At 67.4% G+C, this 25721-nt stretch carries 25 protein-coding genes; 15 read left to right on the top strand and 10 right to left on the bottom strand.

Annotation, left to right across the window (positions count from 1 at the left end):
• Positions 1-10 precede the first annotated feature (10 nt).
• On the top strand, positions 11-1018 hold the full coding sequence (locus tag QW845_RS04085; protein ID WP_315800345.1) for an anion permease: 1008 nt from the start codon (positions 11-13) through the stop codon (positions 1016-1018).
• Positions 1019-1356: 338 nt separating this feature from the next.
• Positions 1357-2976 carry a peptide chain release factor 3 gene (locus tag QW845_RS04080; protein WP_315800344.1) on the top strand — a complete coding sequence of 540 codons (1620 nt, stop codon included), beginning with the start codon at positions 1357-1359 and terminating at the stop codon, positions 2974-2976.
• Positions 2977-3135: 159 nt separating this feature from the next.
• Here QW845_RS04080 and QW845_RS04075 read toward each other — a convergent pair whose 3' ends face one another.
• From QW845_RS04075 to QW845_RS04065, 3 genes are all read right to left on the bottom strand, one after another.
• The gene (locus tag QW845_RS04075) at positions 3136-3543 is read right to left on the bottom strand and encodes a helix-turn-helix transcriptional regulator (protein WP_315800343.1); all 408 of its coding nucleotides are present in this window, start codon (positions 3541-3543) and stop codon (positions 3136-3138) included.
• Entirely contained in the window at positions 3540-4406 is an 867-nt protein-coding gene (locus tag QW845_RS04070) for a S1C family serine protease (RefSeq protein WP_315800342.1), read from the bottom strand. The genes QW845_RS04075 and QW845_RS04070 overlap by 4 nt, the downstream gene beginning before the upstream one ends.
• 82 nt (positions 4407-4488) lie before the next feature.
• Positions 4489-5217, bottom strand: coding sequence for an aspartate/glutamate racemase family protein (locus QW845_RS04065; protein ID WP_315800341.1), 729 nt, complete (start codon positions 5215-5217; stop codon positions 4489-4491).
• Positions 5218-5379: 162 nt separating this feature from the next.
• Here QW845_RS04065 and QW845_RS04060 point away from each other — a divergent pair, with 162 nt between their 5' ends.
• From QW845_RS04060 to QW845_RS04025, 8 genes are all read left to right on the top strand, one after another.
• The gene (locus tag QW845_RS04060) at positions 5380-5973 is read left to right on the top strand and encodes a hypothetical protein (protein ID WP_315800340.1); all 594 of its coding nucleotides are present in this window, start codon (positions 5380-5382) and stop codon (positions 5971-5973) included.
• 276 nt (positions 5974-6249) lie between these two features.
• On the top strand, positions 6250-6834 hold the full coding sequence (locus tag QW845_RS04055) for an NnrU family protein (protein WP_315800339.1): 585 nt from the start codon (positions 6250-6252) through the stop codon (positions 6832-6834).
• A gap of 2 nt (positions 6835-6836) precedes the next feature.
• A complete protein-coding gene (gene panB, locus QW845_RS04050) occupies positions 6837-7661 on the top strand; it encodes a 3-methyl-2-oxobutanoate hydroxymethyltransferase (protein ID WP_315800338.1) in 825 nt (274 codons plus the stop codon).
• A gap of 166 nt (positions 7662-7827) precedes the next feature.
• Positions 7828-9423, top strand: coding sequence for a class I adenylate-forming enzyme family protein (locus QW845_RS04045; RefSeq protein ID WP_315800337.1), 1596 nt, complete (start codon positions 7828-7830; stop codon positions 9421-9423).
• 177 nt (positions 9424-9600) lie between these two features.
• A complete protein-coding gene (locus tag QW845_RS04040) occupies positions 9601-10254 on the top strand; it encodes a tetratricopeptide repeat protein (protein ID WP_315800336.1) in 654 nt (217 codons plus the stop codon).
• 46 nt (positions 10255-10300) lie between these two features.
• Positions 10301-10837 carry a hypothetical protein gene (locus QW845_RS04035; protein ID WP_315800335.1) on the top strand — a complete coding sequence of 179 codons (537 nt, stop codon included), beginning with the start codon at positions 10301-10303 and terminating at the stop codon, positions 10835-10837.
• An 82-nt stretch (positions 10838-10919) separates the two neighbouring features.
• Positions 10920-12290 (top strand): ribosome biogenesis GTPase Der, encoded by a 1371-nt coding sequence (der, locus tag QW845_RS04030; protein WP_315800334.1) that lies wholly within the window; start codon positions 10920-10922, stop codon positions 12288-12290.
• Between the two features lie 29 nt (positions 12291-12319).
• The gene (locus QW845_RS04025; RefSeq protein ID WP_315800333.1) at positions 12320-13576 is read left to right on the top strand and encodes a TCR/Tet family MFS transporter; all 1257 of its coding nucleotides are present in this window, start codon (positions 12320-12322) and stop codon (positions 13574-13576) included.
• An 88-nt stretch (positions 13577-13664) separates the two neighbouring features.
• Here QW845_RS04025 and QW845_RS04020 read toward each other — a convergent pair whose 3' ends face one another.
• Together QW845_RS04020 and QW845_RS04015 are read right to left on the bottom strand one after the other, a co-directional pair.
• Complete coding sequence (locus tag QW845_RS04020) at positions 13665-14891, bottom strand: ABC transporter substrate-binding protein (RefSeq protein WP_315800332.1); 1227 nt, start codon at positions 14889-14891, stop codon at positions 13665-13667.
• Between the two features lie 251 nt (positions 14892-15142).
• Positions 15143-15802 (bottom strand): TetR/AcrR family transcriptional regulator, encoded by a 660-nt coding sequence (locus QW845_RS04015; protein ID WP_315800331.1) that lies wholly within the window; start codon positions 15800-15802, stop codon positions 15143-15145.
• A 160-nt stretch (positions 15803-15962) separates the two neighbouring features.
• Here QW845_RS04015 and QW845_RS04010 point away from each other — a divergent pair, with 160 nt between their 5' ends.
• From QW845_RS04010 to QW845_RS04000, 3 genes are read left to right on the top strand one after another with little or no spacing between them, the layout of a single operon-like run.
• On the top strand, positions 15963-16895 hold the full coding sequence (locus QW845_RS04010; RefSeq protein WP_315800330.1) for a DUF3313 family protein: 933 nt from the start codon (positions 15963-15965) through the stop codon (positions 16893-16895).
• Positions 16892-18133, top strand: coding sequence for a patatin-like phospholipase family protein (locus tag QW845_RS04005; RefSeq protein ID WP_315800329.1), 1242 nt, complete (start codon positions 16892-16894; stop codon positions 18131-18133). Before QW845_RS04010 ends, QW845_RS04005 begins: the two co-directional genes overlap by 4 nt.
• Positions 18130-18459 carry a hypothetical protein gene (locus tag QW845_RS04000; RefSeq protein ID WP_315800328.1) on the top strand — a complete coding sequence of 110 codons (330 nt, stop codon included), beginning with the start codon at positions 18130-18132 and terminating at the stop codon, positions 18457-18459. Before QW845_RS04005 ends, QW845_RS04000 begins: the two co-directional genes overlap by 4 nt.
• Positions 18460-18543: 84 nt before the next feature.
• On the opposite strand, the gene QW845_RS03995 is transcribed toward QW845_RS04000, so the two are convergent.
• The 5 genes from QW845_RS03995 to QW845_RS03975 all read right to left on the bottom strand — a co-directional run bounded on the left by QW845_RS03995 (position 18544) and on the right by QW845_RS03975 (position 24098).
• Complete coding sequence (locus tag QW845_RS03995; protein WP_315800327.1) at positions 18544-19290, bottom strand: SDR family NAD(P)-dependent oxidoreductase; 747 nt, start codon at positions 19288-19290, stop codon at positions 18544-18546.
• A gap of 207 nt (positions 19291-19497) precedes the next feature.
• A complete protein-coding gene (purF, locus tag QW845_RS03990) occupies positions 19498-21030 on the bottom strand; it encodes an amidophosphoribosyltransferase (protein WP_315800326.1) in 1533 nt (510 codons plus the stop codon).
• Positions 21031-21053: 23 nt separating this feature from the next.
• Positions 21054-21680 (bottom strand): CvpA family protein, encoded by a 627-nt coding sequence (locus QW845_RS03985; protein WP_315712460.1) that lies wholly within the window; start codon positions 21678-21680, stop codon positions 21054-21056.
• A 173-nt stretch (positions 21681-21853) separates the two neighbouring features.
• Complete coding sequence (radA, locus tag QW845_RS03980) at positions 21854-23353, bottom strand: DNA repair protein RadA (RefSeq protein WP_315800325.1); 1500 nt, start codon at positions 23351-23353, stop codon at positions 21854-21856.
• A gap of 19 nt (positions 23354-23372) precedes the next feature.
• Entirely contained in the window at positions 23373-24098 is a 726-nt protein-coding gene (locus tag QW845_RS03975) for a sulfite exporter TauE/SafE family protein (protein WP_315800324.1), read from the bottom strand.
• 285 nt (positions 24099-24383) lie between these two features.
• Here QW845_RS03975 and QW845_RS03970 point away from each other — a divergent pair, with 285 nt between their 5' ends.
• Positions 24384-24686, top strand: coding sequence for a hypothetical protein (locus QW845_RS03970; RefSeq protein WP_315800323.1), 303 nt, complete (start codon positions 24384-24386; stop codon positions 24684-24686).
• A 205-nt stretch (positions 24687-24891) separates the two neighbouring features.
• Positions 24892-25710, top strand: coding sequence for an LssY C-terminal domain-containing protein (locus tag QW845_RS03965; protein ID WP_315800322.1), 819 nt, complete (start codon positions 24892-24894; stop codon positions 25708-25710).
• Positions 25711-25721: the final 11 nt, after the last annotated feature.

Here is a 25721-nt window from a genome sequence, read left to right as displayed (position 1 = left end):
GGGCCGCGCCGTGGACGCTCAACTCGGCCTTCCGATCCTGGTTGGCCTCATCGCCGTCGCACTCGCCTTCGATTTCCTGAACGGCCTGCACGACGCCGCCAACTCGATCGCGACCATCGTCTCGACCCGCGTGCTCCGGCCGCAATATGCGGTGTTCTGGGCCGCGTTCTTCAATTTCGTGGCGTTCAGCGTGTTCGGACTGCATGTCGCGCAGACCATCGGCACCGGGATCATCGATCCCGCGATCGTCGACGCCCACGTGATCTTCGCGGCCCTGGTCGGCGCGATCGTCTGGAACCTGGTCACCTGGGCGGCCGGCATTCCGTCGTCGAGCTCGCACGCGCTGATCGGCGGCCTGGTCGGGGCAGGGGTCGCCAAGGCCGGCATCTCGGCCACCGTGTGGAGCGGCCTGTCCAAGACCGTGCTCGCGATCGTGCTGTCGCCGCTGGTCGGGCTGGTGCTGGCGATGATCCTGGTTGCGATCGTGTCCTGGGCCTCGGTGCGCTCGACGCCGTTTGCCGTGGACCGGGCCTTCCGCATCCTGCAATTCGCTTCGGCCTCGCTGTATTCGCTCGGCCACGGCGGCAACGACGCGCAGAAGACGATGGGCATCATCGCGGTGCTGTTGTACTCGCAGGGCCATCTCGGCGAGCAGTTCACGGTGCCGTTCTGGGTGGTGCTGTCGTGCCAGGCCGCGATGGCGCTGGGCACGCTGATGGGCGGCTGGCGCATCGTCCGGACCATGGGCCTGCGCATCACCAAGCTGAATCCGATGCAGGGCTTCTGCGCCGAGACCGGCGGCGCCATCACGCTGTTCCTGGCGACGTTCCTCGGCGTGCCCGTCTCGACCACCCACACCATCACCGGTGCCATCGTCGGCGTCGGCGCCGCCCGCCGCGCCTCGGCGGTGCGCTGGAACGTCGCCGGATCGATCGTCTATGCCTGGATCTTCACGATTCCGGCCTCGGCCATCGTAGCGGCACTGAGCTTCTGGCTGGTGTCGGTGCTCAGGCACTAAAGACGGCGGGACCGTCCTGAAACGTTGGGGCCTCATGGTTCGAGACGCGCCGCAAGCGCGGCGCTCCTCACCATGAGGGTTTGGGGCTGGATCTGGTCCGCAAAACGGACTCCGCTACAGATTCAGACCTCGTCCTGAGGAGCGCGCCGCTTGGCGCGCGTCTTGAAGGACGGCCGTGGGCGGGATGCGGGGTCCGGGCGGGCCACGGTCAGGCCGGTTAACTCCCCGGTTGGAGTTGCGGTGCAAAACGCCTATATGGAGGGCGCGCGGCGGCCGTGATCCCGCGCCTTTTCATCACATAGCGCTCTCTCTGGCCTCAAAACGACGTCCGCCGCCTCATGTCCGATTCCGCCGTCACCACTGAACAGCCGTCCCGCTCCGCGCTCTCCGATGAGGTCGCGCGCCGGCGCACCTTCGCCATCATCTCGCATCCGGACGCCGGCAAGACCACGCTGACCGAGAAGCTCTTGCTGTTCGGCGGCGCCATCAACCTCGCCGGCCAGGTCAAGGCCAAGGGCGAGCGCCGCAACACCCGCTCGGACTGGATGAAGATCGAGCGCGAGCGTGGCATCTCGGTCGTCACGTCGGTGATGACCTTCGAGTTCGAGGGCCTCGTCTTCAACCTGCTGGACACGCCGGGCCATGAGGACTTCAGCGAGGACACGTATCGCACGCTGACCGCAGTCGACTCCGCCGTCATGGTGATCGACGCCGCCAAGGGCATCGAGGCGCGCACGCGCAAGCTGTTCGAGGTCTGCCGCCTGCGCGACATCCCGATCATCACCTTCATCAACAAGATGGACCGCGAGAGCCGCGACACCTTCGACCTGCTGGACGAGATCGAGAAGACGCTGGCGCTCGACACCACACCGATGACCTGGCCGGTCGGCCGCGGCCGCGACTTCATCGGCACCTATGACGTCAGAGACGGCGGCGTGCGCCTGCTCGAAGGCGGTGGCGCCAAGACCGGCGCGGCGCAGCAGATCGCGATCTCCGAGCTCGGCAAGCTCAACGCCAATCTCGACATGGGCCAGATCACCGACGAGCTTGAGCTGGTCAAGGAAGCCTGCAAGCCGTTCGACCTGGAGGCGTTCCGCGAGGGCCATCTGACGCCGGTCTATTTCGGCAGCGCGCTGCGCAATTTCGGCGTCGGCGATCTCCTGGAAGGTCTCGGCCGCTACGCGCCGTCGCCGCGCGCGCAGGAGTCCAACCTGCGCAAGGTCGACGCCGCCGAGCCGCGCATGAGCGCCTTCGTCTTCAAGATCCAGGCGAACATGGACCCGAACCATCGCGACCGCATTGCGTTCGCGCGGCTGTGCTCGGGCAAGCTCAACCGCGGCATGAAGGCCAAGCTGGTGCGCACCGGCAAGACCATGCCGCTGTCGAGCCCGCAATTCTTTTTCGCGCAGGACCGCTCGGTCGCGGACGAGGCCTTCGCCGGCGACGTCGTCGGCATTCCCAACCACGGTAGCTTGCGCATCGGCGACACGCTGACCGAGGGCGAAGACCTGACCTTCGTCGGCGTGCCGAGCTTCGCGCCGGAAATCGTCCGCCGCGTCCGCCTCACCGATGCGATGAAGGCCAAGAAGCTCAAGGAAGCCTTGCAGCAGATGTCGGAGGAGGGCGTCGTGCAGGTGTTCCGTCCGCGCGATGGCGCGCCGGCGCTGGTCGGCGTGGTCGGACCGCTGCAGCTCGACGTGCTCAAGGCGCGGCTCGATGCGGAATATTCACTGCCGGTCGAGTTCGAGATCTCCGAGTTCTCGCTGGCGCGCTGGATCTCCTGCGACGACAAGAAGAAGCTCGAGGCGTTCATCGCCGCCAACAATTCCGGCGTCGCCGACGACGTCGATGGCGACCCCGTGTTCCTGGCCAAGAACGAGTTCTATCTCGGCTACACCAAGGAGCGCGCGGAGGGCATCGTGTTCTCCAACGTCAAGGACGTGAAGAAGAAGGCGTGAGGGCTGGCTCCGTTGTCAGCCGTCATTCCGGGGCATCGCGCAGCGATGAACCCGGAATCCATCTTGCCTCTGGTTCTGTCGCCCGATGGATTCCGGGCTCGCCCTGCGGGCGCCCCGGAATGACGTGGGGAGAGAGTTCCCTGCAAAACTCGGGGCTGCTCACAGCTCGATGATGCCGCGCCTTGCCGCGTGCGCCACCGCATCCGTTCGCCCGGTGGCGTCGAGCTTGTCGAGCAGCGAGCCGACGTGGAATTTCGCGGTATGCACGGAGATGCCGAGGCTGCGGGCGATCTCCTTGTTGGAGCGGCCCTCGGCCATCAGCGCCAGCACGTCGCGCTCGCGCGCGGTGAGCTGAAAATCACCGATCGCCTGGCCGTCGATCCTGTCGTCGCCGCTGCGCGCCTCGTCACTGCCATGCAATGGCGCGATGGCGACGTCGGCGCTCTCGCCGGGCGCGACCAGCGTCAGGCCCGTGACATCGCCGAGCAGCGCCGCCAGCCGGTCGGCGAGCTCGGCATCGTCGACCGCGATTGCGATCCTGATCGGCCCGCGCGCCTCCTCGCTCACGCCGGCCTCTCGCCGATGGACAGGGCGAACTGCACCGGCTCGCCGGCACGCAGCGCTGCGACCTCGACGACGGCGCCGACGCTGTCCGGACCGAGTTCGCGCATCATCGCGCGCATGCCCCTGAACGGCTCCTTGTTGAGAGCGGTGATGACGTCACCCTGGCGCAGGCCGGCGGCCGCGGCCGGGCCGCTCTTGTCGAGGCTCATGATCATCGCACCGAGCCCGTCATCGAGCCGGACCGGCTGCAGGCCGGCGCCGAGATAGCCGCGCGCGATGCGACCATGCGTCTCGAGCTTGCTGGCGACCCGCTCGATCGTGGCCGCGGGTATCACGAGCGTCCGGCGCGGGCCGCGCACGGCCATTCCGATCGCGTGGCCTGCAGCGTCGAGCACGAGGCCGCCTTCGGAGCTGTGGCGCAGCCGGGTGTCGAGCTCGATCCGCGCATCGATGTCGCCGCCGCGCAGGCTGCGCCACGGGCCGGCGGATTTCGAGACCATGGCGAGCGCTGCGACCGGCGTGCCCTGGTCGGCGGCGGCGATGACCGCGAGCGAGCCGAGCGCGGGCACCTCGCCGGAGAGTTTGACTGGCGCCGCCGCGCCGCCATCGAAGCGGAGCAGGGCGATGTCGGTGGTGTGATCGCGGCCTGCCATCCCGGCGGGACGTGTGGTGCCGTCGGCGAAGACGATAGTGACGTCGCCTTCATCGGCCAGCGCCTCATCGGCGGTGACGATGAGGCCTGATTTCCGGACGAAGCCGGAGGCGCGCAAGCGGTGCGAGTGGACCGAGACCAGAGACGGTGCGACCGCGGCGACGGTCGTCGAAAGCGCTGATGAGAGCGAGGAGAGGGTGGACAGATCGGACATCGCGGGCTCCATAGGTTGATCCCAATGTGGAGCGTCGGTCGGCGTTTCGGAACTCCCCGGATGGGCAGGCTATGAGTTGAACTCAGAGCGTCTTCCGCGACTTCGGCAGCGGAAACGCGAGATCGCCGTGTTTCGACGTCTTCAGCCCCAGCCCGACCAGCGCCTCGGCGAAGCGCACGGCGGCGGCGACGCCGTCGATCACGGGAATGCCGAGCTCGGTCGAGAGATCGCGCGCCAGATCGGCCATGCCGGCGCAGCCGAGCACGATGGCGCCGATCCCGTCCTCGCGCAGCGCCGCCCGGCATTCGCCGAGCAGCGTGCCGCGCACATTGGCCTCGGGCTTGTCGAGATCGAGCACGGCGACGTCGACCGCGCGCACCTTGCGGCAATGCTGCTCCATGCCGTAGTTGCGCACGAGGTGCTCCGCGATCACCTTGGTGCGCGACAGCGTGGTCACGATGCTGAAATGGGTGGCGACGAAGCTCGCCGCATGCATCGCGGCTTCCGCGATTCCGAGCACCGGCACGCCCGACAATTCGCGCGCGGCGAGCAGGCCGGGATCGCCGAAGCAGGCGATCACATGGGCGTGGCAGCCCTCGGCGTCGCCGGCTTCGATCTCCTTGAGCATGCCGACCGCGGCAATCGCCTCGTCGTAGTGCCCCTCGATCGAGGCGGCGCCGAACCGCGCGGTGCGGCCGACGATCCGCGTCGACGGGCTTGCGCTGGCCTGGGCCGCCTTGGCGATCAATTCGGTCATCGTCACCGTCATGTTCGGGTTGATGACGTTGATCACGGTCTCGCTGTGGCTCATCGTCGCGTCCGTCCGTTGTCGCATCCTGCCGTGTTCTAGCCGAGTTCCGCAGGCACGGTCGAGGGCCGTTCGCGATGCGGGAACGCGCAGACGTGAACGGGATTGAGCTTGCGAATTCTGCGATCGGATCCAGCTTGGAGTCCATTCCAGCCCGAGAGTCCCATGCTCCGTGTCGTCGTGCTCGTCCTGTTGATGGTGGCCGCTCCGGCCACCGCCGACGCGCGCCGCCAGCAGATCAATCCGGTGCCGTTCGCGCACACACCGTGCAGCGTGCTCGACGAGGGACCATGCACGCCGTCGTTCTGCAGCGTCTACGGGCCGTGGCCGTGCATTCCCGAGATGAACTATCCCTATGGCCAGAACCTGCAACTGACCATCGAGAGCCGGCCCGCCAAGGATCAGGAAGCCAAATATCAGAAGCCGGATCACGATCTCGACACGATCGGCGATCTGTTCGCAGCGCTGCGTGCATGCTGGACGCCGCCGCCGGAGGACAACGCCCGCGCCGGGATGCAGATGACGGTGCGCTTCAGCTTCAAGCGGACCGGCGAGATGATCGCGCCGCCGCGCGTGACCTTCGCAACATCAGGCGCCCCGGCCGACACGCGTGCGACCTATCTGAAGACGATCAATGCCTCGCTCGACGGCTGCCTGCCGCTGAAGTTCACAAAAGGGCTGGGCGGCGCGCTCGCCGGCCGGCCGATCGCGATCCGCTATGTCGAGAATCGTGATCTGAAGAACACGTCGGAGCGGTGATGGCTTCGCCCGCTGGGCACGACCTCTCGACCGCCCCGTGTCTCGCGCCCATCGTCATTCCAGGGCGACGCGTTCGCGTCGAACCCGGAATTTCGCGATTGCCTGCAAGAACGCAAGCCAATCTCGAGATTCCGGGTTCGGCTCTGCGAGCCGCCCCGGAATGACGGCTGAGGCGCTTGGCGCCTCACCTCGAAAATGCAGGCCACGTTGCGAGGCCGCCCCCGGAAATGATACCGGTGCCCACGCACAGGTCGCGTGCAAGCGAAGGGGGATGCCGTGGGACTTCTGGTGATGGTGGTGGGGCTGGTGCTGTTTCTCGGCGCCCATGTGTTCACGACCCGGCGCGAGGCGCGCGCGCAGGTCATCGCGCGGCTGGGCGAGGGCACGTACAAGCTGGTCTACACGGTCGTGGCCCTTGCCGGCCTCGTCCTGATCGTGTGGGGCTTTGCCGATTACCGCAGCGGCGGCTGGATCCAGGTCTGGACGCCGCCGAAGGCGCTCAAGCACATCAATCTCGCGCTGATGCTGCCGGCCGTCATCATGGTGGTCGCCGCCTACATCCGCGGCCGCATCTACACCGTGCTGAAGCACCCCATGCTGGCGGGCGTGAAGCTGTGGGCGTTCGGGCATCTGCTCGCCAATGGCGACCTCGGCGGCATCATCCTGTTCGGCTCGATCCTGGCCTGGGCGGTGTTCGACCGCATTTCGCTGAAGCGGCGCGCTGACGCCGGCGGCCCGCCGATCCCGGTCGGCGGCGTCGGCAACGACGTGATCGCGGTGGTGGTCGGCATCGTCGTCTATCTGGCGCTGGCCTTCGCGTTCCATCCCGTCGTGCTCGGCATTCCGGTCATTGGGGGGTAGCGATGTCGGTGCAGTCGACGGTCCGCCGAAAGACGGCTCCCGAGATCCGCGCCCGCAAGGGCGGCGAGCCGATCGTGATGCTGACGTCCTACCACGCCCATACCGCGGCGCTGGTCGATCGCCATTGCGATGTGATCCTGGTCGGCGATTCCCTTGGGAACGTGATGCACGGTTTCGAGACCACCGTGCCGGTGACCCTGGAGATGATGATCCTGCAGGGCCGCGCCGTGATGCGTGGTTCGCGTCAGGCGCTGGTGGTGGTCGACATGCCGTTTGGCTGCTACGAGGCGTCGAAGGAGCAGGCGTTTCATGCGGCGGTGCGGATCCTGAAGGAGACGCAATGCGGCGCGGTCAAGCTCGAGGGCGGGGTGCGGATGGCCGAGACGGTGGCCTTCCTCAGCGAGCGCGGCATTCCGGTGATGGGCCATGTCGGCCTGACGCCGCAATCGATCAACACGCTCGGCTCGTTCCGCGCGCAGGGCCGCGACGAGGCGGATTGGGCCGCGATCGAGAGCGACGCTGCGGCGATCGCGCAGGCCGGCGCGTTCTCGGTTGTGATCGAGGCCGTGGCCGAGCCGCTGGCGCGCAAGATCACGCAGCAGATCGCGATCCCCACCATCGGCATCGGCGCCAGCGCCGCCTGCGACGGCCAGGTGCTGGTGCTGGAGGACATGCTCGGCCTGTCGCCACGGGCGCCGAAATTCGTCCGCCGCTACGGCAATCTCGGTCCGGCGATCGACGAGGCGGTCGAGCGTTACGCGGCCGACGTGCGTAGCCGTGTGTTTCCGGCGGCGGAACATATCTACGGCATGAAGTCCAGGACCTGACGGGCGCCTTGCGCTTGGTCGTCGCGTTGCAGCCGTGATGCGCGGGGCGGCACGGCGCTCTCTCCGGCGCTGCCGGAGATAGCCAAGTGCATCGTCCGATGGTTATGCTTGGGCCAGCCCGCATCGCGGCAAACAACGACAAAAAAGCCAAGCTCGGGGAAATGCCATGGACTGGTCGACCTATGTGACGCCGCCGATGCGGCGCGAAGCCCGTTTTGGCGATCGCGTGGTGCCGCTGTTCACGGAGCGGCCGGCGAACATCTGGGCCATGGTCGAGGAGGCCGCGGCGCGCAACGGCGACGGCGAGGCGGCACTGGTCTGCGGGGCCGTGCGGCTGTCATGGCGCGAGGTCGCCGAGGCCGCCGCGCGGATCGCCGGCGGGCTGCAGGCGAGGGGCCTGCGCCAGGGCGATCGGCTGGCGCTGCTGCTCGGCAACCGCATCGAGTTCGTGCTCACGCTGTTCGCTGCCGCCAAGCTCGGGCTGATCACGGTGCTGCTGTCGACGCGGCAGCAGACCCCGGAAATCGCCTATGTGCTGAAGGATTGCGGCGCCAAGCTGCTGCTGCACGAGGCGGCACTGGCGGACCGGTTGCCGGCTGCTGCAGAGACGCCGGAGCTGGCGGGGCGCATTGCCGTCGATGATCGTCCAGCGCGATCGGATTTTGCAGCGCTGGCCGATCATGCCGCGCACGAGGCTCGGGTCGAGGTGGCGGAAGAGGACACCGCGATGATCCTCTACACCTCCGGAACCACCGGTCGGCCGAAAGGCGCGATGCTCGCCCATTGCAACATCATCCACTCCTCGATGATCTACGAGGCCTGCCTGGGGCTGACGCCAGCCGACCGCTCGATCGCCGCGGTGCCGCTCGGCCATGTCACCGGCGTCGTCGCCAACATCACCAGCATGGCGCGCTGCGCCGGCACCTTGATCATCATGCCGGAGTTCAAGGCCGGCGAGTATCTGAAGCTCGCCGCGCGCGAGCGCGTGACCTACACGGTCATGGTCCCGGCGATGTACAATCTCTGCCTGCTGCAGCGCGACTTCGACAGCCACGATCTCTCGTCGTGGCGGATCGGCGGCTTCGGCGGCGCGCCGATGCCGGTCGCGACCATCGAGCGGCTGGCCGCCAAGATCCCGGGTCTGCGGCTGGTCAATGCCTATGGCTCGACCGAGACCACCTCGCCGGCAACGTTGATGCCCTCGGATCTGACCGCGCGCCATATCGACAGCGTCGGGCTGCCGTGTCCAGGGGCCAGCATCCTGGTCATGGACGGGGAGGGGCGGGAGCTGCCGCGCGGCGAGATCGGGGAGATCTGGATCGGCGGCGGCCAGGTTATCAGGGGCTACTGGAACAATCCCAAGGCCACGGCCCAGAGCTTCACCGCCGGCTATTGGCATTCCGGCGATCTCGGCTCCGTCGACGCCGACAATTTCGTCCGGGTGTTCGACCGGCAGAAGGACATGATCAACCGTGGCGGGCTGAAGATCTACTCGGCCGAGGTCGAATCGGTGCTGGCGAGCCATCCGGCGGTGGTCGAGAGCGCGATCGTCGCCCGGCCATGTCCCGTGCTCGGCGAGCGCGTGCACGCGGTGGTCGTGACCCGCGAGCCGATCAGCGCCGAGGCGCTGCGCAGCTGGTGTGCCGAGCGGGTCTCGGATTACAAGGTTCCGGAAACCCTGACCGTGACCGCGGACCCCCTGCCGCGCAACGCCAACGGCAAGGTGATGAAACGGCAGTTGCGCGAAGCCTTGACGGCGTGATAGCCGCGTTCGGACCCTGTGGCAGAACCGGGGAGTAACGCCTTGATTCGGCTGGACTCGCCTTGCCACCGCCATGCCGATGCGGTATCGGCGCCGGCGCGTGGGCAACGGGCCGCTCGCGCGGCCCTTCGAAGCCATGCGCGCGCGTTCGCAGCGAACCTGACGGGATGTCCTTAGGTGTCTGATTTTATTGATGAAGTAGACGAGGAGGTCCGCCGGGAACAGCTCAAGAAGCTGTGGGACCGCTACTCGATCTTGATCATCGCCCTGGCCGTGCTGATCATCGCCGGCGTTGGCGGCTGGCGCGGCTACCAATACCTGGAAGGCAAGAAGGCGGCCGAGGCGGGCTCGGCCTTCAACAAGGCCCTCGAGCTCTCCGAGCAGAACAAGCATGCCGAGGCGGAAAAGGCCTTTGCGGATGTCGCGGCCACGGCCCCATCGGGATACCGCACGCTGGCCCGCTTCCATCAGGCCGCAGAGGCCGCCATGCGCGACAAGGCGGCGGCCGTGAAGCTCTATGACGAGCTTGCTGCCGACCGCAGCATCGGGGCCGAGCAGCAGTCGATGGCGCGGCTGCGCGCGGCAGGCCTGCTGGCCGATACGGCACCTTACGCGGACCTCAAGCAGCGCCTCGAAGGCGAAACGGCGCCTGGTGCGCCGTTTCGCCACGCGGCCCGCGAATTGCTGGCGCTGTCGGCGTGGAAGGCCAACGATGCCGCCGCGACCCGTCAATGGCTCGACATGATTGCGCTGGATGGTGAGACCCCGCCGGGCCTGCGCTCGCGCGCCGAAGCGCTGCAGGCGCTGTTGCCTGCAGTCGCCAAGAGCTGATCGCGGATCGCGCGACGGCGAAACCGAGTTGATTGGAACGACGATCATGCGCCGCGCCCAACGTGCCATTGCCCTCACGGTCCTCATTGCGCTTTCCGGCGTGCTGGGCGGCTGCGCGAGCGGGGGAAGCTTCGACCCCTCGGACATGCTCGACTTCCTCGACACCAAGAAGAAGCTGCCGGGCGACCGCAAGCCGGTGTTCCCGGAGGGCGTGCCGGGTCTCGAGCAGGGCGTGCCGAAGGAGCTCTACAAGGGCGCGCAGCAGCAGCCGATGACCGATCCAGGCGCCCAGGAGGCGATGCCGGCGCCCCCGGCCGAGGAGCCCAAGGGCAAGAAGGGCGCCAAGGGCCGGCAGCAGGCCGCCGTGAGCAACCCGACCACGGCCGATCCGCAGGACGGCGAGGCCGCTGCGGTCGAGCAGGGCGCCGCCGGCGTTCCGCCGGCGCCGAAGCCGAAGAAGATCGTGCGCCGCCGCACCACCGCACCGCCGGCGGATGACACGGCCCCGGCGCAGCCGCCGGCCGCCCAGAGCTCGGGCGGCGGCTTCCCGGCGCCGATGCCGAGCGGCTCCTTCAGCCGTTAATCTCAGTCGCGAATCGACTGATCGCCCGTTCGGTTTTGCGGCCGAATGCGCTAAAGCTGCGCGCTCACGCGCACGGATCATCATGCCTTTCACCATCGCCATCATCGGCCGGCCCAATGTCGGCAAGTCGACCCTGTTCAACCGTCTGGTCGGGCAGAAGCTGGCGCTCGTCGACGACATGCCGGGGGTCACGCGCGACCGCCGCGAGGGCGAAGCGAAGCTCGGCGATCTCCATTTCACGATCATCGACACGGCCGGCCTCGACGAGGGCCCGAAGGGCTCGCTGACCGCGCGCATGCAGGAGCAGACCGAGACCGCGATCGCGCTCGCCGATGCGCTGTTCTTCGTCATCGATGCCCGCATCGGCCTGACGCCCGCCGACCGCGCCTTCGCCGATTTCGCCCGCCGCGCCGACAAGCCGGTGCTGCTGCTCGCCAACAAGAGCGAGGGCAAGCATGGCGAGCTCGGCGCCATGGAGTCGTATGCGCTCGGCCTCGGCGATCCCATCCAGATCTCGGCCGAGCACGGCGAGGGCATGGGCGAGCTCTACGACGCCGTCAGCAAGCTCGTGCCGCCCACGGACGACGAGGACGACGAGCGCGAGGAGACCGACGAGGAGCGTGCCGCACGTCCGATCCGCGTCGCGATCGTCGGCCGTCCTAATGCCGGCAAGTCGACGCTGATCAATCATCTGCTCGGCGAGGAGCGGCTGCTGACCAGCCCCGAGGCCGGCACGACGCGCGATTCGATCGCGGTCGAGATCGAATGGAAGGGCCGCGGCTTCCGCATCTACGACACCGCAGGCCTGCGCCGGCGCTCGCGCATCGAGGAGAAGCTCGAGAAGCTGTCGGTGGCGGATGCGCTGCGCGCCGTGCGCTTCGCCGAGGTGGTCGTGCTGATGATGGATGCGCAGAACCGCTTCGAGGAGCAGGATCTGCGCATCGCCGATCTGATCGAGCGCGAGGGTCGCGCGCTCGTCATCGCGGTCAACAAATGGGACCTGATGGAGGCCAAGTCGGGCCAGATCTCGATGCTGCGCCGCGATGCCGACCACTGGCTGCCGCAGGTCGCTGGCGCGCCGATCGTGGCGGTGTCGGGCCTGATGGGCGAGGGCATCGACCGGCTGATGCAGGCGATCGTCGAAGCCTACGCGGTCTGGAACCGGCGCGTGCCGACCGCGGCGCTGAACCGCTGGTTCGAGGGGGCGATCGCCGACAATCCGCCGCCGGCGGTGTCGGGCCGCCGGCTCAAGCTGAACTACATCACCCAGACCAAGGCGCGGCCGCCGAGCTTCGTGCTGTTCTGCTCGCGCGCCGACGCGATCCCGCAATCGTACTTGCGGTATCTCACCAACTCGATGCGCGAGACCTTCGAGCTGCCGGGCACGCCGGTGCGCATCACCCTGCGCGAGAAGGCCAACCCGTTCGCGCACAAGCGCAAGCGGCCGAACTGATCGGTCGCGGTAGCGGAAGCGGTCCGGCCATGGAAGCAAGCCCGCCGAGCGTCGCGACCGAAAATGCGCCGGCCCCGCGCCGCGGCGCGGTCGCCTTCATCTTCGTCACCATCCTGCTCGACATGCTCGCGCTCGGGCTGATCATGCCGATCCTGCCGAAGCTGATCGAGAGCTTCGTCGGCAACGACACCGCGCAGGCGGCACGCATCTTCGGGCTGTTTGGCACCGCGTGGGCGCTGATGCAGTTCGTGTTTTCGCCGGTGCTCGGCAGCCTGTCCGACCGCTTCGGCCGGCGGCCGGTGATTCTGCTGTCGAACTTTGGCCTCGCCGCCGACTATGTGCTGATGGCGCTGGCGCCGTCGCTCGCCTGGCTGTTCGTCGGGCGGCTGATCTCCGGCGTCACCTCGGCCAGCATCTCCACTGCCTTCGCCTATATCGCCGACCTGACGCCGCCGGACCGCCGCGCCGCGATCTTCGGCCGCATCGGCGCGGCGTTCGGCGCGGGCTTCGTGCTCGGGCCTGCCACCGGCGGGCTGTTGGGCGACATCGATCCGCGGCTGCCGTTCTGGGCGGCCGCGGGGCTCAGCTTCGCCAACGCGCTCTACGGCTTCCTGGTGCTGCCGGAGTCGCTGAGGCCGGAGCGGCGCAGTCCATTCCGGTGGCGAACGGCCAATCCGCTCGGGGCGCTGCGGCTGCTGGCATCGGACCGTATTCTCGCCGGACTCTCGACCGTGAACTTCATCACCCAGCTCGCCCATGTCGTGCTGCCGTCGACCTTCGTGCTGTACGCGACCTATCGCTACGGCTGGGACACGCGCACCGTCGGCCTCACATTGGCGATGGTCGGCGTCTGCGCGATGATCGTGCAGGGCGGCGCGGTCGGGCTGATCGTGCGCGTGTTCGGCGAGCGCGGCGCGCTGATGCTGGGGCTATCCGCGGGGCTGGTCGGCTTCTTCATTTTCGGCGTGGCGCCGACCGGACCGCTGAGCTGGCTGGGCATTCCCGTGATGGCGCTGTGGGGCGTCTCGGGCGCGGCGCTGCAGGCGCTGATGACCCGGCTGGTGGCGCCGGACAAGCAGGGCCAGCTCCAGGGCGCGACATCGAGCGTGCAGAGCGTGGCCCAGCTCACGGGGCCGTTCCTGTTCACGCTGAGCTTCGCCTATTTCATCGGGGCCACTGCGCCCGTGCATCTGCCCGGCGCGCCGTTCCTGCTGGCCTCGGGGCTGATGATCGTCGCGATCGTGATCGCGCTGCGGACGCTCGCAAAAGCGAAGGCCGCCTCCTGACATCATCCCGATGCGCGCGACGGCGCATCGGAAATGGGCGTGAGTCCGGACTGATGCTGGCGCGCCAGCCCGGACCGATGCGGGACGATTACTTCTTCACCAGCGGGCACTCGCTGGCCTCGAGCGGCTTGGCGGCGTCCTCGGCCGGGATCGTCGCGATCAGCTTGTAGTAGTCCCACGGATATTTGGACTCTTCCGGCTTCTTGACCTCGAACAGATAGGCCGGGATCAGGCGGCGTCCGTCGGCGCGCAGCGGGCCCTTGCCGAACAGCGGATCGTCGGTCGGGATCTCCTTCATCTTGGCCACGACCTTGGCGCCGTCATGCGGATTGCCGCCCATCGCGTCCAGCGCCTTGAGGTAATGCAGCGTGCCGGCATAGACGCCGGCGACCGTCATCGACGGCATCGTGCCCTTTGGCGACACCTTCTGGAAACGCTTGGACCATTCGCGGGTCTTGTCGTTGAGATCCCAGTAGAACGACTCGGTGAAGGTCAGGCCCTGCGCCACCTTCAGGCCCAGCGCATGCACGTCGTTGACGAACAGCAGCAGCGCGGCGAGCTTCTGGCCACCCTGGACGATGCCGAATTCGGCGGCCTGCTTGATCGCGTTGGTGGTGTCGCCGCCGGCATTGGCAAGGCCGATGACCTTGGCCTTGGACGACTGCGCCTGCAGCAGGAAGGAGGAGAAGTCGGCGGTGTTGAGCGGGTGCTTGACGGAGCCGAGCACCTTGCCGCCATTGGCGGTGACGACCGCCGAGGTGTCGCGCTCCAGCGCATGGCCGAACGCGTAGTCGGCGGTGAGGAAGAACCAGCTGTCGCCGCCGGCCTTGGTCAGCGCCTTGCCGGTGCCGTTCGCCAGCATGTAGGTGTCGTAGGTGTAGGAGATGGTGTTGGCGTTGCAGGCCTTGCCGGTGAGGTCGGCGCTCGCGCCGCCGGAATTGATCAGGACCGAGTTCTTCTCCTTGACCAGATTGGAGATGGCCAGAGCAACGCCGGAATTCGGCGTGTCCATGATCACGTCGACCTTCTGGGTGTCGATCCACTGCCGGCCGATATTGACGCCGATGTCGGGCTTGTTCTGGTGGTCGCCGCTGATGACCTCGATGGTCCAGCCCTTGGCCTTCATGCCGGAATCTTCGACCGCCATGTTGACGGCTGCGACCGAGTTCGGTCCGCCGATGTCGGCATAGAGGCTGGACATGTCGTTGAGCACGCCGATCTTGACGACCTTGTCGTCGGCGAAGGCGGAGCCGGCAAAGCTGAGCGTGGTGGCGGCAAGCAGCGCGGCCATCCGCCGCGCCTGAGACGTCGTCATCAAAGTCCTCCCTGGTGTCGTGTCACGGCGAGGCTTCTTGGGCGCCCCTTGCCGTCTGTCTCCCTGGATAGCCGGTCTTGTGAGTTGCGGCAATGTGCCAAAAGGCGCGAGGCGCGCCCAAGGTTTGTGCGTTTCGCTTGAGCGTTAACGCTGGGCGTACAGGCCCTGCAAGAATACCGTTGCTCATCATGAGGCCCGTGACCGACGCCTTCCATGATCAGGTCATGCTCGGCTGAGCACGGCGCGGTAGCTCATGAGGGCTCGACGATGGGCGTCGAGCCGCGGGCCTTTCTGGTCTTGTCGCCGACCGGCGAGGGGGCTGCGGGCGGCCGCAGGAAGCGCGTCAGCATGATGCGCAGATGTGCGGTGCTCTTCTTGATGTCGACGTTCGGATTCCGGATCGGCAGCGCGCGTGCGCCGTCGACGATCGCGAACAGAATATTGGCGGTCGATTCGGGATCAAGGCGGGGATCGACGTCGCTGCGCCGCTGCGCCTTGATGAGAAAATCGACCAGCAGCGCCCGCATCGCGCGCGCATGGGCGTGGACGATGGCGGCAAAATCGGCATTGCGGCAGGCCTCGGCCAACGCCTCGGCGCTGAGGACCTGGGCCTGCGGCTGATGAATGCTGGTGCTCTCGAGCTCTTGCACCAGGGCGTCGATCACGTCGGGTGAGGCCAGGATCGCCTGGAGGCGCGCTGCGGCGTGGCTCAGGTTCTGGTCGACCAGCGCCTGGATCATCGCCTCCTTGCTGGGGAAGTAGTGGTAGAGGTGGCCTGGGCTGATCTTGGCGGCGGCGCAGATGTCGGTGGTGCTGGCGCCGTGAAAACCGTTCCGGACGAAGCACGACAACGCCGCCTGGAGAATCTCCCGGCGCTTCTGCTCGTGCTTGACCGGATCGACCTTTCTCATCACGCGTCTCTCATCACACGTCCTGTCGGGCCAACTCTCGCCACATTCGCGGTTTCCGCCAACTGCTTGTAATATAAAATAATATTTCGCGCCGCTCTAATCTAGAGAATTTGATCTAGTTTAGTTGGACAAGCGTTTCGGCTTGTGAGACTTAATTAGAGTGAGCTATCTATCAATGGGTCTCGCCGGTAAGATGCGCCTCGCCCCGCTGAAGTCGACGGCCCTGATTTCCCTGGCGCTGGCAACGGCCGGCTGCGCCACCGCTCCGCTGGAGCGGGCCGGCTCGCTCAAGAATTACGATCGTCTCGCCGACGCCAATGGCCTGGTGACGCGCGCGCAGATCAAGGCGAACAAGAAGGAGCTGCTCGAGGCCAGGACGATCCGGATCGAGCCGACCGCGTTTCCGCCGCGTCCCGACATCGCCTTCGACGAGAACGAGCGCAAGCTGGTCGCCAACGCCATCAGCCGGGAAATGTGCCTGCGGCTCAGCGAGCGCTTCCGCATCGTTGCGCTCGGCGAGGAGGCGGATCTGACGATCAAGGCGACCGTCACTCACGCCACGGCGACCAACGCGACCGCCTCGGCCGCCTCGCAGGCGGCGTCGATCGCCAAGAGCGTCGCGCTACCGGGCGTCCCGGTGCCGGTGCCACGGTTGCCGGTCGGGCTCGGCACGCTGTCCGTCGAGGCCGAGGCGCGCGATTTCGCCGGCTTCCAGAAGGCCGCGATGGTGTGGGCGCGCGGCGCCTCCTCGGTGTCGACCGCCCGCATGGCCAATGACGGCGACGCCTACGACCTCGCTTCGGAGTTCGGCGCCGATTTCGCCAGGCTGGTATCGACCGGCGAGTCGCCGTTCTCCGGCGTCCCGTCGCTGGCCTCGCTGCCTTCGGTGTCGAGCGTGCCCGCCAAGCTCGGCGGCGCTCCCAAATATGCCGCATGTGAGCAGTACGGACGCTTCCCCGGCCTGAAGGGCTTCGTCGGTGCCGGTCTGGGCCTGCCGCCGGGCTGGACCGACAAGGGGGCCGACGAGGTCAAGCCCGGCGTGCCGCCGCCGGCGCCGGAGATCGCAAGCGTGGAGCAGCAAGCGTCGCGATGAAGTCTGCCGCCTCCTTCCGCGCGATGGTTCCGCGTATCCTGCTCGCATGCGCCGCGTCGCTGCTGCTGGCGGCGTGCGCAGCCGTCATGCCGCGCAACGCGCTGCCGGAAGCGGCTGCCGTCAGCGCCGACCCGGTCGGCTTCCGCAACGTGCGCTACTGGGGTGACGAGCCGGCGCCGCGCTTTGCCGAGGCCGCGATGTCGCGCGCCTCGGCCGAAATCCCGATCTCGCGTCCGCTGAATTTCCTCGCGATCTCCGGTGGCGCCGAGAACGGTGCATTCGGCGCCGGGCTGCTGGCCGGCTGGGGCGAGTCCGGCAACCGGCCGTCGTTCGACATGGTGACGGGCGTCAGCTCCGGCGCGCTGATCGCGCCGTTCGTCTTCCTGGGGCGCGAGCACGATGACAAGCTGCGCGAGATCTTCACCGCCTACGAGCGCAAGGACATCTTCACGGTCAACATTCCCGGCCTGCTGCAGGGCTCGGCGCTGGCCGACAACACGCCGCTGTCGCGGCTGATCGAGAAATATGTCGATCGCGAGTTCCTGCGCGATGTCGCGCGCGAGAGCAGCAAGGGCAGGGTGCTGCTGGTCGGCACCACCAATCTCGACGCGCAGCGGCCGGTGCTGTGGGACATGGGCCGCATCGCGGCCGCCGACACGCCCGAGGCGATCGCGCTGTTCCGCCAGGTGCTGCTGGCGTCCGCGACCGTGCCGGGCGCTTTCGCCCCGGTTCGCATCAAGGTGCGGATCGGCGACAAGGATTACGACGAGCTGCATGTCGATGGCGGCGTCACCCGGCAGGTCTTCATCGGCCCGTCGGTGCTGCGTCTCGTCTCCGGCCGCGGCCCGCGCCGGAGCGTGAGCGGCGCGCATCTCTACGTCATCCGCAATGCCCGCATCGATCCGCAATGGGACAGCGTCGGCGCCGACGTGCTCTCGGTGACGCAGCGCTCGCTGTCGACCCTGATCAAGAACCAGGGCATCGGCGACATCTACCGCATCTACTCGGTGGCGAGGTTCAACGGCATCGACTTCAACTTGGCCAGCGTGCCAGCCGATTTCCAGGCCAAGGCCGACGGCCCGTTCGATCGCACCTACATGACCGCGCTGTTCGATCGCGGTTACGACATGGGCCGCCGCGGCTATCCCTGGGTGAAGAGCCTGCCTGGGCTGCAATCCAACGAGCATGGCATCACGGCGCAGGGGACCACGCGCACGATGGCGGCGGCCGCGCGATGAGGCATGCGAAGGGCCATTTGGGCGTGAGGGCCTGTGCGCGCGTGCTGCTGGCCGGCGCGGCGCTGCTGATGATCTTGCCGCTCGGCGGCTGCGCGACGTCGAGCACGCCGGCGCCGGAGGCCACCTCGCAGTTTCACAACACCTACAACTATCTGCCCGTCAACGATGTGCCGCACGATGATCCGCGGCCAGTGCTGTCGGCGGAGCAGCAGGAGAAGCTGCGCAAGGAACTCGCCGCCGTGCGTGACCGCCAGCTCCCTGCCGCGGCCAAGGCGGCTGCCGCGAAGCCTGCGGCGACGGGCTCTGTCAGTTCGGCTGCAAAATAGCCGCGTCGGGAGCAGCGGCGTTTGTCGTTGGAGTCGACGCTCTCGACCGCCGTTGGACACGATGCTCTTGGCGTCGTGAAACGCTCACGCCGGCGGCTGGAAGCTCTTCAGCGTGCGAGTCTTGTACTCGTAGAGCTTGCCGGTCTCCGTCCACGACGGCAGGCACATCGGCACGATGAACTCGGCGACCTGCTCGGGCGTCTCGAGCGTCATCGGGTCTTCGCCGGGAAACACCGTGGCGCGCATGCGGGTGCGGATCGGGCCCGGGCTGAACAGGTTGACGCGGAGCGGCGTGCGCTCGGTCTCGTGCGCCCATACCCGCGCCAGCGTCTCCAGCGCGGCCTTGGTGACGGCGTAGGGCCCGAGATAGGCCTGGGCCTTGTGGGCGGCGCCCGAGGTGAGGAACACCGCGCGGCCGGCGTCGGAGGCCTTCAGCAGCGGCTCCATGCAGCGGATCAGCTGGAAGTTGGCGGAGAGGTTGACGGCGACGACGTCGTTCCACGGCTTGAGGTCGATATGGCCGAGGGGGGAGGAGGGGCCGGGCACGGCGGCATTGCCGACGAGGATGTCGAGCTTGCCATGGCGCTCATGCAGCGCGGCACCGAGACGGGCGATGCCGTCGCTGTCGGTCATGCTGAGCGGCACCAGGGTGGCGCCGTTGCCGGTCTCTTTCCGGATCTCGTCGTCGAGCTCCTCCAGCCCGCCCTGGGTGCGTGCGACGGCGACGACATGCGCACCGGCGCGCGCCAGCGCGCGGGCAGTCGCATGGCCGATGCCGCGCGAGGCGCCGGTGACGAGGGCAATCCGATTGGCGAGGGGAAGGGTGGTCATGGTCGCATATCTCTCAGACGTCGTCCGGGCCAGGCGCACGATTGCGCGCCTGGAACCGGGACCCGTACTCCTCGGCGGTTATGAGGGAGTTGGACGGTCGTGGCTAGTCCTAGCCGCCCAACGATCGCTGGTGGCTATGGTCCTGGCATTCGCAGAGACGACGGGCAACCGCGCATCGCCCCGGAACGACGGCGTGTGGAAAGAGCCTCAGCTCGCTTCCGCCAGCAGCGAGAGCTGCTGCTGGGGCGGCTCGACGAGTGACTGGTCGGTGAGATGGGTCGGATAGCTGCCGGTGAAGCAGTGGTCGGAATATTTCGGCGCTGCCGGGTCGCGGGCGGGCTCACCCATCGCGCGATACATGCCGTCGATCGACAGGAAGGCGAGCGAGTCCGCGCCGATCAGCTGGCGCATCTCCTCGAGCGAATGCGTCGCCGCGAGCAGGCCGCCGCGATCCGGCAGGTCGATGCCGTAATAATCAGGGTAGAGGATCGGCGGCGACGCCAGGCGGAAATGCACCTCGGTGGCGCCGGCGTCGCGCATCATGCGCACGATCTTGCGCGAGGTGGTGCCGCGCACGAGCGAGTCGTCGATCAGGATGATGCGTTTGCCTTCGATCGCGGCGCGGTTGGCCGAGTGCTTCATGCGCACGCCGGATTCGCGGATCGCCTGGGTCGGCTGGATGAAGGTGCGGCCGACATAGTGATTGCGGATGATGCCGAGCTCGAACGGCACGCCGGAATGCTGGCTGTAGCCGATCGCCGCCGGCACGCCGGAATCCGGCACCGGCACGACGACGTCGACTTCGGGATGGCTTTCGCGCGCGAGCTGCGCGCCGAACGCCTTGCGCACCTCGTAGACCGAGCGGCCGCCGACCACGGAATCGGGACGGGCGAAGTAGATGTATTCGAACACGCAGGGACGTGCCGGCTTCGGCGGGAACGGCTTGTGGCTGTGCGCCCCGGTCTCGTCGAAGATCACGACCTCGCCGGGCTCGATGTCGCGGATGTAGCGCGCGCCGATCATGTCGAGCGCACAGGTCTCCGAGGCCAGGATCGGGCAGCCTTCGAGCTCGCCATAGACCAGCGGACGGATGCCCAGGGGATCGCGGGCGCCGATCAGCTTCTTGTTGGTCATGCAGACCAGCGAGTAGGCGCCTTCGAGCGCGCGCAGCGCCTCGATGAAGCGGTCGATGAAATTGGTGCGGCGGGAATGCGCCACCAGATGCAGGATCACCTCGGTGTCGCTGGTCGACTGCATGATGGCGCCGGCGCGCACCAGCTCGCGGCGGAGCGTGAGCCCGTTGGTGAGGTTGCCGTTGTGGCCGACCGCGAAGCCGCCGGCATTGAGCTCGGCGAACAGCGGCTGCACGTTGCGCAGGATAGTGGCGCCGGTGGTGGCATAGCGGACATGGCCGACCGCGGCGTTGCCGGGCAGGCGCTCGATCACCTCGCGGCGGGAGAAGGTGTCGCCGACCAGGCCCAGGCGGCGCTCGCTGTGGAAGCGCGCGCCGTCATAGGAGACGATGCCGGCGGCTTCCTGGCCGCGATGCTGGAGCGCATGCAGGCCCAGCGCAGTGATCGCGGCGGCATCGCTATGCCCATAAATGCCGAACACGCCGCACTCCTCGCGCAGCGTGTCTCCGTCCAGGTCTGGGTCTCTGAGGTAGGCTTGAGGTCCGAAGTCCAGATCCGCGTGAGTATCCGCTTGGGCTTCGCCGGAAGAATCGTGGTGCAGGTCCATCGCGCCTCTCTTCTGGGCTGAGCTCACTTGGCCGCGGGTTTCTCGATCAGCTTCTTCAAGCTGTCGCGGGCAGGCTTGCTGTACCCATCGCCGCCCGCTCCGGGCGACTCGGTGTCAGTCTGGTCGTCGTCCGGCTTGTTCTTCTTGAATTTCTTTAAAATGGTGTTCTCGGGATCATCAGGCAAGAGCGACATCAGCCAATCCCCGGTTCCCTGCAGGACGACGCGGGATTTGGCGCCGGTGACCCAGTCCGGGCGCTGCTTGTCCGGCACCAGCCAGCTGAAGAACAGGAACGCGACCACGACGATCAGCAGGCCGCGGCCCAGTCCGAACAGAAATCCGAGGGTGCGATCCAGCGCGCCGATGCGCGAATCGAGGATCATGTCGGAGATCTTGACCGTGATCACCGAGACGATGAGCAGGGTGCCCACGAAAGTACCGGCGACGACGACGACGCTGGCGACGGTATCGTTGTTGAAATAGGTCTTCGCGGTCGGCAGCAGCTTGGAGAATGAATAAAGCGTGACCAGGGCGGCCGCGCCCCAGGCCGCGATCGACAGCACCTCGCGCATGAAGCCGCGGACCATCGCGAGCAGCCCCGACACCAGCATCACGCCCAGCAGGATGAGATCGAGGATCGTTATCGGCATCGGCTGCTCAGGTCCGCTTCACAGGTCCAAGGTTCGCTTCGAATCGACGGAGGACCGCCCCTCCAGGTGGAGGACAGCGAGGTTCCCCGGCAAGTCCGGACGCTGCACGATCCCGTGTGGGCGACCGGTTGCGGCGTTGTATAGCGGCGAGTCACGCGAACGTCACGGTCCGGCTAGCCGTCCTGGCGGCGGAATCTCGCTGGTGTGGCATTTTTTTCGGCAGGGCGCGGTCCGCGGCGGCCGTGGTCGCCGTCATCGTCGTCCTGCCGGGTCGTCTCATGGCGGGCACGAGGCGTGCCGCGCGCGGCGATGTCGGCCACCAGGCTGGTCAACCCGCCGACGGTATTGAGGCTGAGCCCGGCGTCGCCGCCGGCCTCGCCGCGGGCGCGCTCCGGCAGCACCACGCGCAAAAAGCCGAGCTTGGCGGCCTCCTTCAGCCGTGCCGAGGTCTGCGCCACCGGTCGGACCGCGCCCGACAGCGAAATCTCGCCGAAATAGACCGCATCGGGCGGCAGCGGCGCGTTGACCAGTGACGAGACCAGAGCTGCGGCCGCGGCGAGATCCGCCGCCGGCTCGTTGATGCGCAGGCCGCCGGCGACGTTGAGATAGACGTCGTGGCCCGACAGCTTGACGCCGCAATGCGCCTCCAGCACGGCCAGCACCATCGACAGCCGGCTCGGATCCCAGCCGACCACGGCGCGGCGCGGCGTGCCGAGCGAGGTCGGCGCCACCAGGGCCTGGATTTCGACCAGCACGGGGCGGGTGCCCTCGATGCCGGCAAAGACCGCCGTGCCGGGGCTGCCGAGATCGCGCTCGGACAGGAACAGCTCGGAGGGGTTGGTGACCTCGCGCAGACCCAAACCAGTCATCTCGAACACGCCGATCTCATCGGTCGGGCCGAACCGGTTCTTGACCGCGCGCAGGATGCGGAACTGCTGCGAGCCCTCGCCCTCGAACGACAGGACCGCATCCACCATGTGCTCGACGACCCGGGGGCCGGCGATCTGGCCGTCCTTGGTGACGTGGCCGACCAGGATGATGGCCGCGCCGGATTTCTTGGCGAACCTGATCAGCTTCTGCGCCGAGGCGCGCACCTGGGTCACCGTGCCCGGGGCCGATTCCACGGTGTCGGTCCACATCGTCTGGATCGAATCGATCACGATCAGCCGCGGCACGCCGCCCTCGGACAGGGTCGCGATGATGTCCTCGACCGAGGTCTCAGCCGCCAGTTGTACCGGCGCATCCGCAAGCCCGAGGCGCTCGGCGCGCAGCCGCACCTGGGCGACAGCTTCCTCGCCGGAAATGTAGACCGCGCGATGGCCCGCGCGCGCCAGCATCGAGGTCGCCTGGGTCAGAAGCGTCGATTTGCCGATGCCGGGATCGCCGCCGACCAGCAGCACCGAGCCGCGCACGAAGCCGCCGCCGGTGACGCGGTCGAGCTCGGTCATGCCCGACGACAGCCGCGGCGCGTCGATGGTCTTGCCGGTCAGCGATTCCAGCTGGAAGGTGCGGCCCTTGCGCTTGGAGCGCAGCGACACCGGCGCCGAGGTTGCCCCCGTCGTGTCTTCCTCCGCCAGCGTGTTCCACTCGCCGCAGGCCTCGCATTTGCCCTGCCAGCGCGAATAGGCCGCGCCGCAGTTCTGGCAGACGAAGGAGAGCGTGGTCTTGGCCATGAGGTGAGAATCGGTGCGGTCAGGAGTGGTTGGCGTTCCATAACATACTTAGGCCGGCGGCCAGCATGATGCCATCCATCACCACGCGGAACACGTCCGGCTTCATGTGCAGCACGAAGCGCTTGGCGACGAAGGCGCCGGCCATCAGCGAGCCGCCGGCGATCAGACCTTTCAGCAAAATGTCGGGCGTGAGGGCGCCGAAACGCTGGAAGGTGATCGATTTGCTGACATACAGCCCGAGCGAGCTCGCCGCCTCGGTGGCGAGGAAGGCGCCTTTCGACAGGCCGTAGAACAGGAACAGCGGCACGCTCAGCGGTCCGGTCGAGACCACGATGCCGGTCAGATATCCGATCACCGCACCGCCGATCGCGAGGTGCCAGAGGTTGGCCTTGAGGTCGTGCCGCGCAAGCACGTGGCGCAGCGGCACCATCGCCATCAGGAACAGCCCGATGGTGATGTCGACGGCGTGCGACGGGAGGATCAGCAGCGTCCGCGCGCCGAGCGCCGCCGCCGGAATGCCGGTGACCGAATAGGCCGTGCAGGCGCGCCAGTCGACCTCGCGCCACCACGCCAGGATGCGCGACAGGTTCGCCATCACGGCGGCGACCGCCATGATCGGCACGGCCTCCTTCGGCCCGTATTCATAGGCGAGGACCGGCATCAGCATGATCGACGAGCCGGTGCCGACGATGCCGGACAAGGTGCCGGCCACGAGGCCGACCGCGAGGACGAAGAGGAAGCCCAAGAAGATCGTCTCCGCGCTCGGACGAGATCTCTCTCCGCGTCGTTGCGAGCGAAGCGAAGCAATCCAGGCTGTGCGTGCCCCTGGATTGCGTCGTCGCGGAGCCTGCCCTCGGGCTCGCCGCAGGCGAGACTCGAGGGGCTCCTCGCAATGACGGAGCCGGAGAGATGCGTCCCGTGGTTAACGGCTCGTTCGAGCCGACTCGAAATCGGCGATGATTGTGCGTCCGCATCATTAAAAGTTGAAGCGTATTCCTCGCAGGTCCGCTGATGTTCTCGGACGATGACGATGAGCAAAACGCCAATGTCCTTGCAGATGCGGCCGTCCATGACGGCAACCGCCGATGCGGAGTTCCCCTGGTTCACGGCTGCGATGCTGGCCATGGAAGCCGGCGAGGTCATCCGGCTCCGGCTGGAGAAGTTCGCGCGCGGCGAAGCCGATGCGGGCGAGGAGGCTGAGCTGATGGTCAGCGAAAAGATCGCCGCAGCCCTGGAGGCGACGGCGAAGCTGATGGCCGGCGCGAGCCCGGCGGCAGTCGTCGATCTCTATCGGGACTATGTCGCGGCCAACGCCGAGCGGCTGTCGGCCTAAGCCCTGCGCAGTCCGATTGCGTTGGACTGCGGATGTCGAGCCACCGAGCGCGGACGAGCTGGTCGAAACGCCGCCGGCTGGGCCGTTTCATGCGTTCAGGTGCGGTGTGTTGCCATTGTGATGAAGATCGGACACCTTCCCGAAACCACCGACTGCCGCTCACTTCTTTCGCCGGACCGATCGAGTGCGACTGCTCATACGCCTCATGCAACGCGTGCTGGTCGCCGGGCTGGGGATCTTCACGGTCTGGCTGATCGTCTTCGTGGTGTTCGAGACCGCGAACCGCAGGCTGCCCTGGATTGCGGCAGTCGGCGTCAGCTACGCGTTCGCGGCCTATGTCGTTCTGCCACGCGTGATCCGGTTGAGCCTCAGGATTCTTCAGAAGCGGCGAGTGCCCAGCTACACGATCACGGGGGATGGATTGCCTGGCGACCCCGTCAATCTCGCCCTGGTCGGGACGCTCCAACAGCTTCGCGCAAGCTTTGCTGCGGTCGGTTGGTCTGAAGCGGACCGATTGGGCCTGACGAGCTCCTGGGCCATGATCCGCGCCTTTGTCCTCGATGCGCCTTACCCCGCCGCTCCGTTCAGCACGCTCTATCTGTTCGGGCGCGGCCAGGATATCGGCTTTCAGAAAGCCATCGGCAACAGCCCGCGAAAGCGCCATCACGTCAGGTTCTGGGCTGTTGGCCTGGCACACGCAGAGCAAACGTGGAATGCAGGCGATTTCTGGTCCAACGCCGATCAGCCGGCGGTCGATGAATCCGCTCTGTGGGTCGGCGCCGGCACGAAGGACACCGGCCTGTCGTTCACCCGATTGACGTTTCAGGTCACGCACGCCACCGATCCGGATGTCAACGCCGAGCGGGACTACATCATGGCCGAACTGATCAGGACACGATCGATCGAGACCGTGGAGCTGTACAAAGCTGGCGAGAGCCTCCCCGAGCGGGTCAATCACTACGTGACGGACGGAGACATTGCGTTGGCGAGCCTGTTGGTCTCCACCACGGACGACGGCTCATGATTGCCGTGGCT

Origin of the sequence: Bradyrhizobium sp. SZCCHNS3002, from assembly GCF_032377435.1 — a bacterium.
Classification (GTDB): Bacteria; Pseudomonadota; Alphaproteobacteria; order Rhizobiales; family Xanthobacteraceae; genus Bradyrhizobium.
This window is presented reverse-complemented; position numbering and strand designations above follow the sequence as displayed.